This window comes from Spiroplasma endosymbiont of Dromius quadrimaculatus (assembly GCF_964031155.1).
Taxonomy (GTDB): Bacteria; Bacillota_I; Bacilli_A; order Mycoplasmatales; family Nriv7; genus Nriv7.
Map to the genome: position 1 here is coordinate 1,180,249 of NZ_OZ035010.1, position 15,158 is coordinate 1,195,406.

Sequence of the window (15,158 nt, forward strand, 5' to 3'; positions counted from 1 at the left end):
AAATGTTTATGAAAATATTTACCCTGTTAATTATTGGTTTCAATAACATTTTTACCATTCCCCAAAACATTAATAATGACAAACCAACATCACAATTAATTAGAAATAAAAGACAAAATGATAAAATTTATAATTTTGAAATTAAAAATTTAGAAAAAGTGAATTTTTGGATTTTGAATTCAACAAATAGTGTTGCAGAGATTAACATATATAAAAAAGATAACAGCAATCTAAATAAAAAATTACCAGAATTAAAAAACTTAAATGATTTTACTTTCCAATTTACAAAAGAATTGCAAAATAATCAGGATAAACAAGAAAAAATCAAAAACTTAATAACAACATATGGACAAAAAATAAAAGAAAATAGTACTTATAAAACATGAGTAATTAATAAAAAAATAACAATTAAAGCACAAGGCACAGATTTATATAATTTCAAAGATTTTTTCGATAAAACAAATTACAGATTAAATAAAACAAATAATTTTGAAATTGAAATTGAAAAAGATAGTACTGATATTGACTTGCCAACAACAACTATTAAATTTGATGGCAACCATAACTATAATGATGTCATCGAAAATCTTGATTACTTAATGATTCATCGTGGTGATTTTGATAAATTTAATTACTCTTATCTCTATTGAACGCCAGTATTCAATTTCATTGACACTTTAGAAAAAGGTTACTATAAAGAATTTACCATTAAAAACCACGGCTTTAAAGATGAAAGCTATTTTTATCATAAAACTTCTAGTAGTGAAGATGAAATTAATAAGAATATTTTAAAAATTAAAGCTTTCAATAAAACCTTAATCGCAGGTAACAACTATTTACAATTATTACACGGTGAAAAGGAAATCTGAAAATACGGCACCGAAAAGACTAATGATTATTACTTAATCAAGTATCTTTTTGGTACTTTAAATTACCTTAATGTTAAATTTAGTTTTTTACGCTACGACCCCGAATTAAGGAATGACATTTACCTTTATTTTAAAAACAATATTTTTAGTATTAACAATAACGATTACAAAAATGTTTTTAACGAAATCTACGAAATTCTTGGTAATTTCTTTGCCAGTTTATTTTATGCTACTTTTGATATGGACGAAAAAACTCATACCGAAATTGATTTTAAGGGAGTAGATAATTACAACAAAGATTACTTTATTCAAATTGGTTTCTTTTATCGTTCGTTAATTACCTTTTATCCCAAAAAATATTTAATCAATGTTACTGGTAATTCGGAATTACTACTAAGAAGTTATTTTTTTACTTTTGATAAAAAAACGCACCAAGAAAATTATAATGTGGGAAAAAGCAACAATAGCATTTATCAAATTGATTTTAATGTTCTTAAATCTTATGATAATAAACTCATCGCCTTACCAACCAACAAGACTGTTAACAGTATTAATTATCTCAATACCGATATTGATATTCGTTACGGTATTAATATTTTTACCTTAACTTTTCCACTTTATAACAAAAATAATGCCCCTGACTACAATTTTAAAATTTATGACTTTAATGTATTAAATTCAACAGCCTTTATCCCCGATGGTTCAACCAACTCAGAATGAGACGATTTAATTCCACCAGCAAATTGCAAATATTCCGGACGATGAATACCAACATTTAATGATATTGGTTGTGCCATTCAAAATGCTGGTATCAAAATGATAAACTGAATACTCACCGCTTCACAAATCATCACGATTTTACGACCATTAGCAATTATTGCAAAAGCAACAGTTAACTTTTCAACCGCTATTTTTTCAATCTTTAAAACAGTACCAGCTTTTTATTACACCTTTCATTTTTTAATCGGCTTTGCCATTTTTCTAATGATTTTAAGGATTTTCGTATAATATATATATATATATATATATATATTGAAAAAACAAAATAAAGGAGTTAATTTTATGAAATTTTTAAATATAACCGCTATTTTAGGATTAATAACACTACCAATAATAGGGTGTTCTAAAAAATCAAATGAATCAGTAGAACAAAAAAATAACAAAAATAAAACTTATGATTTTAAAATTATAGACCTAGAAAAAGTGAATTTTTGGATTTTGAATTCAACAAATAATGTTGCAGAGGTTAACATATATAAAAAAGATAATAGCAATCTAAATGAAAAATTACCAGAATTAAAAAACTTAAATGATTTTACTTTCCAATTTACAAAAGAATTGCAAAATAATCAGGATAAACAAGAAAAAATTAGAAACTTAATAACAACACATGGACAGAAAATAAAAGAAAATAGCACTTATAAAACATGAGTAATCAATAAAAAAATAACAATTAAAGCACACGGCACAGATTTATATAATTTCAAAGATTTTTTCGATAAAACAAATTACAGATTAAATGAAACAAATAATTTTGAAATTGAAACTCCTTAAATAACTAAATTTAAAAAGGGACCGTACAATTAACTGTGTCTCTAAGTAATTAACTTAAATTCACTCTACTCTGTCCTGTCCTCAAGTTTTATCATTAAATGTGAAATTGCACTACCCCAATTTTGAATTGGCATCGTTCAATATTTTAAAAACTCTAAACCACCCATAAAAAGATGGCTTTTTACGATAACAACACTTTTGAACAACTAAACAACTTTTTCATTTTTTTATTTTGTCATTTTCTGTTCTCCTTTTTTTAAGTATAATTCAGAATGAATTATCGAGACACAGAATTTTGGACAGGCTCTCCTATTTTGAAAAAATAAAAACCAGCAATTTTAGTTAATTGCTGGTTTGAATATTTTACTTATTTTTCACGAGAAATTAAACTGATTATACTTGTCTCAATTAAAGTGATTACTTCTACTTCTAAAAGACTTAATAATTTCTCATTTTTATTTTACTTCATGAAACTCAATATTACCATCAAATCCTTGTTTTAATGATCTATTTGCATTTCCATTAAAAGTTATACTATCATCATTATTTATAGTAATTTCTTGTGGTAAAAGATTATGTTGTTTTAATTTTTGCATAATTTCTTTAATTGAAATTTTAAATGATTTTTCTTCATTACTTGTATTTGTTATTTGTGAAGTAATTTCGCCATAAATATTTTGTGTTAATTTTAATGTTACTTGTGCCAAAACTTCATCTAATGAAGCAGTAACCTTAATCTTTTGATTTGGGTTAACTTCAATTTCTTGTGACGGTAATTCCACTTTTAAATCTTCTTTATATTCATTTGTTTTACTATATGAAAAATCAAATGTATTACTCAAGGTTTTTGTTTCTGAAGATGTATCTGTTTTGGAAGAACCATAAGAGCCTCCACCTCCAACAGTTGCAGAAACATTAGCAAAGGGTCATATTCCTCCGCTTGTATTTAATTTTCAAAGAACAAATTTTTAACACCTTATAAAATAAAAAGACAATCACTGCTAACTGTCTTAATACTTATTCAAATCTTTTCCCACCTAAGAAAACTTTATGCGTCCTTATTCAAATGTTACCTATCATCATGTGAAAAAGAATATACATTTAATTCTTTAATATCATAATAAATTTATATATTGTAGTGGAAAATGTTATCAACAATCGTTTGATAATACAGTAACAAAATTTAAACAAAAATAAAATTTTGCAGGGACAATATGAATAAATAATTTGTCCGAAATGTCTATTACTTTTTTACAATCATTTTTGGTAAATCAATTCTAAAAAACTTATCTAATTTTTCTCAAGCAACATCACGATTTTCTTCTGGAGTAACAATTCAATTTGCAAAAGCTTCAGCAAAAAGTTCTTTATATGATATTGCTCCATAATTACTTCTAATAATTCCAAATGCTAATAATTTTTTATAATTATCATCAGTAATTCTAGTGTTTTCTGCTAATGCATTTATCATATAATTTTCCCCTAATGTCTTTATTCAAACATTATTACAAAAAAAATCTAACATATGACCATATTCATGAACTATAGTTCAAAGTATCACTTCATAACTACGGTTTGCAAGAGAACAGTTAAGAACAATAGTTTTTAAGTTGTATCGATTATTATAAGGATGTTCTGCATATGCTAGACTTTTTGTTCAAGACTGTTGTAAATCAATTTTTTCTACCATTTGCATAAGATTATTTTTTCCATAGACTTTAGCCATTATATTATAAAAATAAACTAAATTTTCTTTAATTTTATCTTTCATTTTTTCATTATTATTTAATAATAAATTTAATAATAATTCTCAATTTATTCCAACTAAAGTAGACCTACTCTCTATTATAAAAGCTTCCTTTTTAAGTTGTTTATTTAAATTAGCAAAATCAGAAAAATTATCAGTGTTATTTTTTATTTTATTAAATTCATTAATAGATTCTTGATTTGCTTTATATATAAGTTTTTCATCTAATTCATGAATAAATTTATTCATATCGGATAAATTTTCATATTTTTTAAATCAACCATTTTTAGTTAAAAATTTATCATTTTTAACTATATCTTGTAATTTTGAAAAAAAATTATTACGAAAAGTCTCTACTTTTTTTCTATTTTTTATATTAGGAACAAGATAATCTAAATTAATAGATTTATCAATTATATAGTTAATTGTAACTTCACCAGTATAAACTTTATTATCTTTTGAGATTACTTTAGCAGTTGTTGATGTAATCTCTTTAATTTGAATTTTGTTTATATCAATATCAAACTTGTTTCCAAGTAAATTTTTAATTTGTTCTTCAGTCGGTTTTTCAAGACCACTAGTTTTAATAGTTTCTAAATTTTTTTTATTTTCTGTAATAATTTTTGGTAAATTTTTTTCTTTTAATTTTTGACTTTCTTTTTTAATTGGTAGATTTAATAAAAAAATTATGCCTAAACAAATTGGAACTGCTGACATTAAAGCTACTCTACTAGTAAATACAATAATTTTTTTCTTTTATTATCATTCATAATTTCCTCCAAAAAATTTACATTAATTTTACATGATTTCTGCAATAAGTTCTTGGTATGCTTGTTTTTGTCTTCAATAAGTAGGATTAGTTTAAATAATATCAAGTTTTCTAATCAAGCAAAACTTCGTTCTACAACTCATCTTTTAGGTAGTACTACAAAAGAATTTAATTCATTATATTTTATATATAGTCCTATTACGATCCGTGCTTTCTGCGGTTGTTATATTAATTGCATACAATAAATCTTGAAAATCAACAACAATATGACGCGTTTTATTCCTGAAATCTTTTTACCAGCATCATAACCTTTATTTTCAGCAGTATCTGTGTTTTTAACACTTTGCGAATCAATATATATAAAAAAACTAGTTTTTTCTTGGCAATGATTGTTGATACAAACCATTTTAACTATTTCTTTTTAAAACTAATTGCAACAAACTAGGATTTTTGCCATTATTTTTACTTCAAATTTGAAAATAGTAGTATAGGGTCTGTCACTTTGGAAAATCTTTTGGCAACATTCTTATCCTTCATTAACAACCACTTTTTAATACATATAACACTCCACAAAACACTTCATATAAATCTAAAATTCTTGGTTTTGTTTTCTTTTTGCTGTTTTCTAAAATTGATCTTATGTTTTCAAATTGCTCTTTGCTGACATTACTAGGATAATTTTTATGCATATATACCTCTTATTTTAAAATATATACTTATTTTATCTTATTTTTCTAATTTATACACTTTAATGTCCACATTCTACCTTACTTTATGCACTCGCTATTAAAAAATAAACCAATTTATTCAGTTATAATTATTTAATATTAAATAATCTCCTCACCACTAAATTAGTTTTTTTCCATATTAATCTTAACAGTAAGTTATTGATTTAAAAAATAATAGTTGTTGGTAATCAAACAACTATTATTTCAAAAGATAATAAGATTATACATGAAACAACACCAATAAGGTCACCCCAAAGTAATGGTAAGATAGAAAGATTTCATAAGAATTATTGTTAGATGATATCAAAAGATTTAATACTAATGAATTGCAAATATATTTAAATGAATATTATTACTTTTATAACTTTCAAAGGAATCATTGAACAATAAAAGATACGCCATTCAATTTTTTTTAAACAAACTTTTAAAAAACTCTTGAAACTAACATATGTCTGTGCTATAGTACATACTTTTGATAATGATTGAGTTTCATAAATAACTTCACAAGTAACTAAATTTAGAAATTTTCTTGATTTTTCCATTAGAAAACTCATTTCCTAAATATTTTGGTCTTATGCATAAAACGGAATTACTTTCAAACCAACAACTGGAAGAATTGTTAATTTAAATCATTTTCCACCATATGAAATTACATTAATAGCAATAATTGAAGATTTAATTTTCACATCTCAATTTAATTTTTCTTTAAAAAATTTAATTATTTTTTGCTTATCCTGAGCATTAATAACATTATCTTTAACATCTTGAAGTTTTAAATTCCCAATGGCATCAGCAATTTCTTCATATTCAATTGACTTAATATCTTGTAACTTAATTTTTAAATTTGTTTCTTCTGGTAAATTACCAACTTTAATTTTTAAAGCCAATGAACTCTTACCAAACCGCATATTTGTTCCTAAAAAAATATTATAACTATCTTCATTCTCAAACGCTAATTTATCAATCCGAGCAAAATCCGCTTTTCCCAAATATTTTTCTAAATTTTGTTTTAAAGCATTAAAAACTTTTTCACCACTATCTGTTCATGAAAATTGTCAATCGTAATCTTGTTCTAAAAAATTAATAACTTTCTTAGCAATTGCTTCATCTTGTAAATATTGTTGCGATTTAGAAATATTAACAAATTTTAATTTAACTTCGTTGCTAAATTCACCAATTGCAAAATTAATTTTAATCTTACTATTAGTTAATCATTTTCCTAATAAATCATCTTTAAATTTTTGATTATCAGAACTAATTGTCAATATTTTAATTCGTTTAAAATTCTCGGCACCTAATTTATTTTTTAAATTATCTTTAAGTTTTTCAATTGCTGTCGTAAAAGAGTCATCAGTAGTTAATTTTAAATCAATATCCTTTGCTAAAAAATCATTAACTTCTTCAAACAAAAATTGATCAGTTTTTTGAATATTTATAAGCTTAACTTTTAATGATTTTATTGTTGTTCCCACTTTAAATTCAATATTAATATGCTTATCATCAGCATTTAATGCCCCTAGTTTTACTTCTGTAAATGCTTTTTGTAAACCTGATAAATCAAAATCTTTAATACGATTAAAAGCTTCATTACCTAACTTTAATTTTAATTTTGCTTTTAGTTTTTCTATGGCATTACCATAAGTATTATCGGTAGTAAGTTCTAAATCTTGACTTTCATTTAAAATATTTATTACTTCTTTTAATAACATTTCATTTGTCATTTTAATATTGATTAAGTTAATTTTATAGTCTTGTTGGATTTTATCAATATTAAAATGAACAACTAATGTCGCATCTTTAATATGAGTATTAGCCCGATCAGCAAATTTCATTAACTGCTCATCAATCCTAAAATCATTTAAGCGATTAAAGTTTTCAGCACCAATTTCTAACTTTAACTTTTCTTGCAATTTATTTAAAGCATCCGCATATTTATTGTCACTATTCAAATCAAAATCAAAGTCTTGTAATAAAAACTTCGCAATTTTATTTTGCAAATCTTCAATTGATAAGGAAACATCTTTAACAATTAGTTCTATTTCTTGAGAAGTATGTTCACCAACTTTAATAAATAAAATAAGTTTATTATTACCAACTTCTAACTTAGAAATTGTTCCTTCTTTAAAATTAATATTAATTCTGCCATCATTCTTAAACTGTTGTTGGATTTCTCTTAAAATATCATTAATATTCGTACTAGTTGTTTTTCCAGTAATTTCTTTATTAATATTTGTTATAACGGCATTAATTAATTCACTATCAGCAAGTTTAATATTTAGTTTTAAGTCAAAACCATCAAATAGTATTTTATTATTATTTTGATTGATACTAACATTTTTAATAAACATTTTAATAAATTCTGCTTTAAGTTTAGCATTTTCATTTAATGGTTTATATGAACTTTCACCATATAAACCATTTTCAATGACAATTGTTTCATTTTCAAAAAGAACATTAGTAATAATTTTCTTTAATTCGCCAAATGACATTCCCGTATTTAAATTAGCATTATCCAACGCTAATTGTAATCTATTAATAAGACTTGTTTGATATCCTTCATAATCAAAAACATCTTTTACTAAAATACTAACTTCTTGCGATGCAGTATTACCAACAATAACAGTTAATATAATATTATTATCGCCAGCATTTAATTTCGTAATTGCTAGATCCTTTAAACTAATACTAATTTCCGATTGGTCTTTAAACTGTTCTTGAATTTCTTGTAAAATTTCAGCAATGGTATTTTTAGTAGTTTTTCCCGAAATATGTCCTAATGCTTTAATTTTATTAATTGTTTTATTTAAACGATATTCATTTGTCATTAAAATATCTTTAAGTTTAAGTGTTAATTGCTCATCAATGCCATCTGCTTTAATTTTAATAACTAAAGAAAGATTACCTTCATCCCAACCTTGAAGCGTTGAAATTTTATTTTTGGCAATTTTTTTTAACAATAATGAAATATCATCAATTTGTGAAAAAGTCTTAGTACCTAATTTTTCTTTAAGATAATCTTGCAAAGCAATAATTACAACTTCAGTTAAACTATCACTAGTAATATTTTCAAGTTTTATTGGTTCTTTTAAAAGTGCCATTAATTGCTTTTGTAAATCATTAACTGACAAAATAACATTAACAATATTAATATCTAATTCCTTTGATTCCATTCCTGACTTAATAATTAATGAAATTTTATTATCACCTTGTTTTAATTTAACCTTATTTTCAGTTCAATCTTGTAATAATATTTTTTCTTGATCAACATCCTTAAATAAAACTTTAATTTCATTTAAAATACTTTCATATGAACTATCAGTAGTTTTTCCAGTAATTTTAGAATTAATACCATTAATAATACGAGCAATCACATCACGATCCGTTTCTTGAACATCAACAATTTTAATAGTAATTACTTGCTTATTTGCTCCTAAATGTAATTCAATATCCAAATTATGTTCGCCTGCTTGCAACGAATTTGTTGTTACAATCTGATTATCTTTAAAAGAAACAACAATTTTACTATTATTGATATGGTTAATAACATATTCCAAAACATCTTGATAAGTTTTATCAGTTTTTCAACCAATAATATTTTTTTCTAACTTAGCAACTAAATTAGTTAAAATATCATTATCGGATTCAATCACATCATTAACATTAATAGTTATAATTTCTGTTATTGCTCCAAGGGCAATTTTAATTTTAATGGTATTATTATTAATAACCAGTTTTTTATCAATATCATTAGGATTTTCTAATGAAATCTTAACTTTTGCATCAATCGTTAAACTAGCAATAATTTCTTGTAAAATATCACCATACGAACTATCTGTTGTTTTATTAATAATAGTAGTTTTAATTGCTTGAATAGTTTCATCAATTTTTTCTTGGTCAGTTTTTTGAACATCAATAATGTTAATTGTTACCTTTTTAACATTTTCGACTAATTGTAATAACATTACTAAACTGTGATTACCAATTGCTAATGTTTGCGAAGGAACAATATTTTTATCTTCAAAAGTTATAATAACATTTTCATTATTAACATTAGTAATAAGATAATCAATTAGATTTTGATAGGTTTTATCAGTTTTTCAATTAACAATCGTTTGATTTAAACTATTAACTAGGTTTGCTAAAATATCATTATGAGATTCAATAACATCATTAACAACAATCGTTACAACTTCTGTTAATTCTCCAAGCGCAACTTTAATTTTAATAGTATTGTTATTAACAACCAGTTTTTTATCAATATCATTAGGATTTTCTAATGAAATCTTAACTTTTGCATCAATCGTTAAACTAGCAATAATTTCTTGTAAAATATCACCATACGAACTATCTGTTGTTTTATTAGCAATATTTTTATTTATTTGCGCAATAATATCATTTAAAACTTGTTGTTCTTTTTTAATAATATTATTTAATTTTAAAGAAAGGATTTCTCCTTTAGCATCATCAATAATAACTTTAAAACCTAATTCATCTAAATCTTCAGTTAACTTATTATTTGCTAATGAATTTTGTTCTAACTCCATAGTAATCCGAGCATTGTCATTAGGTAATAATTGTTGCAGTTTTTCTTTAATCCTTTGTAAAACATCTTGACGAACATTATCAGTTGTTCATTGTGCTGTTATCATTTCTTGAAACAAATTTTCAATTTGTGCTAACATATCCGTTTTTGATAATATCGTATTAGATACATTAATGACTAACAACGCATCAATATTATCAATAGTAATTTTTAATCCAACTTTATCAGTACCAACAAGTAATTTATTACCAGCTAAATTACTATCATTTAAACTAACCATCACGCGACGATTTTCTTTATCATTTAAAAAATCTCTTAAACTTAATATCACTTCATTTAAAATATCTTGTTGTAAAGTATCCGTTGTTTTATTATTAATATTAATGTTTTCCTTAATAAAATCTAATAAATCTTTATGTGAACGCGTTTCAATTGGTACTTCCATCGTAATTGTTTTTTTACTATTATTTAATAATAACTCTAATTCAAAAACATTATTATCTAAAGATAAATTTTTATTTAAAGCAATTTTTTCTTTAAAACTTACTTTAATGTTAGGGTTATTAATGCGGGTATTAATTTCATTAAGAATATCTTCATATGTTTTACTAGTATCTCAATTAATAATTTTTTTATCTAATTCATTAAAAACTGTTTGTAAAATATCATTATTAGATTTAATAACATTAAGCAGATTAACTTTAATGGCAATCCTTTCGGCACCAACCGTAATAATAAAAGAAACACCAGCATTTTTTCCATCAGTTAATTTATCTTTTAAATTAAGACTATCTTGAATGGTAATTACAAACTGCGGATTATTACCATTAAAGAAATCTTGAATTCGTTCTTGTAATTGTTCTAAAACATTTTCATAAGTATTATCAGTTGTCAAATTAATAAAATCCTTATTAAGTTCTTTATCCAACCGTTTAAGAACATCTTGAATTGATTCTTTAATATTAATTAATTTTATTGTTTTCGTTACCAACTTATTATTATCAATATTAATTGTAATCATAATATTATCAGTTTCCAGTTGCAAATTACGATTTTGGTCAGCAAGATTTTTAATTAAAATTTCAAGTCTTGCACTATTAAAATGATTTTGAATTAATTGTAAAACATCACCTGTTTTGTTACTAGTTGTTAAGTCTAAATCTAAATTATTTTCTAAATAATTAGCAATAACTTGTTCTAACTCATCAGCAGAAATTATAATATTTTTAAGATTAAGCTTAACTTTATATTCTTGTTCTTGAAATTTAATAAGCAATAACAATTCATTATCAGTAATTTTTAATTTATCTTGTAAGTTTTTAATATTAGGAAATGAAACCTTAAATTGAGTAATTTCATCATCGTCAAATATGGTTGCTAATTGTTGAGAAATTTCATCAATAATTTTTTGATATGAATCTGAAGTAGTTTTATTTTCAATTGTTGTCACTAATTTATCAGTTAAAGTTTGTAAAATATCATCAGATGATTGTTTTAAATTAATAATATTAACCTTAATAACTTGAAGTTCTGTTCCTAACTGTAATTTAAGTTCTAAAGAATATGTTCCTTTCGGCAATTTAGTTAAAACAGCTTGTTGATTATTATTAAAGGTTACATTAATATTTTCATTATTAATCTTTTGTTTAATAAAATTAAGGACTTGTTGATAAGTTTTGTTAGTATCTCAATTAGTAATATCTTTATCTAAATCAGCAATAGCCTTAGTTAAAATATCATTATTCGACGCAATAACTTTTTTAACATTAATATTAATAATTTGTTGTTCATCAGCAACTTTAATAATAATTTTAATATTATTATCATTAGGAATTAATTTATTATTAATTTCTTGTTCATTTTCTAATTTTATTTCTAAACGATCATAATTTTCTTTTCCCAGCAATTTCTGAATTCTTAATTGTATTTCGGCAACAATTTCTTGTTGGGTTGTTATTGTTGTTTTATTATCAACAACAACATTTAAATTAGTAATAATCCGATTTAACAAGTCTTCATTAGATTCAGTAATATTTTTTAATTTAAATCTCAACATTTCTGGAATTTGTTGATTAATTTTAACATCAATATCAAATTCATCATTTTTAACAGCAATTTTATTATTAGCATCATTTTTATTACGAAATGTAATTTCAACATTATTACTAATACTATCTTTAATCTTAGCAATTAATTTATTTAAAGCTTCTTGTCCTGTTTGTTTACTATTTAATTGTAAATCTAACTCATCTTTTAATAGTTCTTTAATTTCATTAAGAACTTGTTCATTAGATTTGACAACATTATTTATTTCAAGTGGTAGATTAATAGTTTCTTTATTTACTTGAATAATAACATTCAATTGATTACTACCAATTGTTAGTTTATCAGACAAGTTGCTACCCTCTAACTATAATGAAACTTTTAAAGCATCATTACTAGATATTAATAATTTAATTCGTTCCTTTAACTCATTAATTACATCTTGATGTGTTGTTGCTGTTGTTTTATTATCAAAAATTTTATTAACTTCATTATTAATTTTTTGAATTAAATCATAATCCGAAAGGGTAGTATTAGTAAATTTAACATTAATCGTTTTTTCACCACCATTTAAAACTAACTTCAATTCAACATTATTGTCAGCAATATCTATTTTAGAATTAGTATTTTTCCCTACTAATTCTACTTTAATATCTTGATTAATAACTTTTAGTTGATCATTAATAAAGTTAATAACATCTTGATAAGTTTTATTTGTATTTCAATTAATAATACTTAAATCAAGTTTCGAAATAGTTGCTGTTAAAATATCATTATTTGATACTTTAATATCTTTTACAAGAACATTAGTACTTACAATATCTTCATTTAATTCTAATTGTAAAGCAATAGTAGTATCACCTGTTTCCAATTTATCATTAGCATTTTTTAATTTACTTACTAATTTAACCTTAATATCTTTATTATCAATTTTACTAGTAATAAAATTAATAACATCTTGATAAGTTTTATCAGTATCTCAATTGTCAATTTCTAAAAATCCCTGATGGCGTAACGCGATAATTTTTGCTTCTAATATATCAATATTAGATATAATAATCTTTTTAACTTTAACGGCAATTATTTTTGAGTCATTACCTAACTCAATTTTAATTTTAACAAGATCTTCATTTTCTTGTAATTTTCTTACAGTTGATTCTTTCTCTGGTAATGATATTTTTGCATGCTCATTAATAATTCGAATATCATTTTTAATAACATCTAATACATCTACTGTTGTCATATCAGTAGTAAATAATTGTTCTTTTAAACTCTCAGTAATAATTCTTTGTTCAATAATATTAAGTCATTGTTGATTAGAAATAGCAACATTACTAATGTTAATATTAATTTCTCTTGTTACTTCACCAAGAAGTAATTTTATTTTAAAACTATTATTTCCTGACTGTAACATATCATTATTACTAACTAATTCTACTGTTGTTTCTGATGAAATACTTTTAATTTGTTCTTTAATAAGTAAATTAATGGCATCTTCATAATTATTATTACTATCAAGTAACTGACTACCATCAATATTTTCTAATTTTTTTTCAATTTGGTCAAAAACTTTTTCAATTTTAGTACCAACATTTTTTAATTCCACATCGTAAGTATATTTTTTACCAGCTTTATTATTGTTTAATGAATAAGTAATATTAATAAGATTATCTTGCTTTAAAGTCGTATCACCTAAGGTATTTAATGTAATAACCGCATCTTTTTTAATATCCTGAATAATTTCTTTAATATGATTAAAAGCATCATTAACAGTATTTTCATTTGTAAATTTATAACCCGTAATTTTTACTAATGCTTCTCTAATTTGTTGAATCAAACTTGCTTCATCTTGTTGGAATAAATTAACATTAACTAAATTAGTTGTAATATTTTCAGTAAAACTACCAATTTTTAATCTAATCGCAACCAAGTTAGTAGCATCAGTTAAATTTTGTTTTTTAACAACTTGTGATTGTAAATCAATATTAAGTTCTTGGGTTAAATTTCCTAGTTTTCTTTTAATTAAAGTTAAAGCAGCTTCAAAATTACTATTGGTTGTTAAACTTGAACCATCAATATCTTCTTGTAAAATTTTTAATGCTTTTTCCATTACTTCTTTTTGTTCCAAAGCAACTTTATTTTGCACATTATTAACCGTAATTATAACATCCTGAAACTTATTAGAAATAGCAACTCTAATATTAATAACATTATTACTAACTACTAGTAAACCTTGCAATTTTTGCGTTTTAGGGGTTAAAGTAATAACTGCTTCATTATCAATTGCCGTTGCTAAATTATTTAACTTTTTAATAATATCTTGTAATGAATTTTTATTATGAAACTCAGAACCATCCATCGTTGTTCCAATTCCCGTAATAACGCCAGTAATGCGTTCATCTACTGTTAAAATACTACCTTTCTTAACATTTTTAATTACAGCAGTAACATCTAACGACACTTTATCCAAACTTATTTTAAGAGCAACCTTATTAGTTTTTTCTCTTAATCGTTGATTTGCTATTTGCGGTTTTTTTAATTCCAACTTAATATTAGCATCTAATTCTTTAATTTGCTTTTGTAACAATTTTAAACCATCAGCAATGACATCTCTCGTATTTAAAGAACTACCATCAATGCCTAGTGTTAAAAGAATTATCGCTTTTGTTAACGGCTTAACACTAATATGCGTTCTTGGTTTTGCTTTTTTATATGAACTTGCCAGCGATAAACTACTAGTAACAGTTATTATTGATAGAAACATCGCTTTAAATATGTTTTTCATCTAAACTTCACAAATCCTTTTTAAAAGTTAATTGCTACTAAAGTTCATTTTATACAAGCATATTATATAATGTTTTCTTAAAAATATATAGTATGTGGCAAGAAAAAACTTTATTAATAT

General features: G+C 23.7%; 6 protein-coding genes and 1 pseudogene. 2 read left to right on the plus strand and 5 right to left on the minus strand.

From position 1 onward, the window contains the following. The first annotated feature begins 2 nt into the window (after nucleotides 1-2). Both AAHM88_RS06610 and AAHM88_RS06615 read left to right on the plus strand, forming a co-directional pair. Nucleotides 3-1,877, plus strand: coding sequence for a hypothetical protein (locus AAHM88_RS06610; RefSeq protein ID WP_342262667.1), 1,875 nt, complete (start codon nucleotides 3-5; stop codon nucleotides 1,875-1,877). Nucleotides 1,878-1,931: 54 nt separating this feature from the next. Beyond that, the gene (locus AAHM88_RS06615; RefSeq protein ID WP_342262668.1) at nucleotides 1,932-2,423 is read left to right on the plus strand and encodes a hypothetical protein; all 492 of its coding nucleotides are present in this window, start codon (nucleotides 1,932-1,934) and stop codon (nucleotides 2,421-2,423) included. A 455-nt stretch (nucleotides 2,424-2,878) separates the two neighbouring features. On the opposite strand, the gene AAHM88_RS06620 is transcribed toward AAHM88_RS06615, so the two are convergent. From AAHM88_RS06620 to AAHM88_RS06640, 5 genes and pseudogenes are all read right to left on the minus strand, one after another. After that, nucleotides 2,879-3,265 (minus strand): ETX/MTX2 family pore-forming toxin, encoded by a 387-nt coding sequence (locus AAHM88_RS06620; RefSeq protein WP_342262669.1) that lies wholly within the window; start codon nucleotides 3,263-3,265, stop codon nucleotides 2,879-2,881. 401 nt (nucleotides 3,266-3,666) lie between these two features. Further along, entirely contained in the window at nucleotides 3,667-4,887 is a 1,221-nt protein-coding gene (locus tag AAHM88_RS06625; RefSeq protein ID WP_342262670.1) for a hypothetical protein, read from the minus strand. A gap of 5 nt (nucleotides 4,888-4,892) precedes the next feature. Then, nucleotides 4,893-5,628: pseudogene (locus AAHM88_RS06630) on the minus strand (IS5 family transposase). Between the two features lie 611 nt (nucleotides 5,629-6,239). Continuing rightward, nucleotides 6,240-12,605 (minus strand): hypothetical protein, encoded by a 6,366-nt coding sequence (locus tag AAHM88_RS06635; protein WP_342262671.1) that lies wholly within the window; start codon nucleotides 12,603-12,605, stop codon nucleotides 6,240-6,242. Between the two features lie 15 nt (nucleotides 12,606-12,620). Then, nucleotides 12,621-15,038, minus strand: a complete 2,418-nt coding sequence (locus tag AAHM88_RS06640; RefSeq protein WP_342262672.1) for a hypothetical protein — start codon at nucleotides 15,036-15,038, stop codon at nucleotides 12,621-12,623. Nucleotides 15,039-15,158 lie beyond the last annotated feature (120 nt).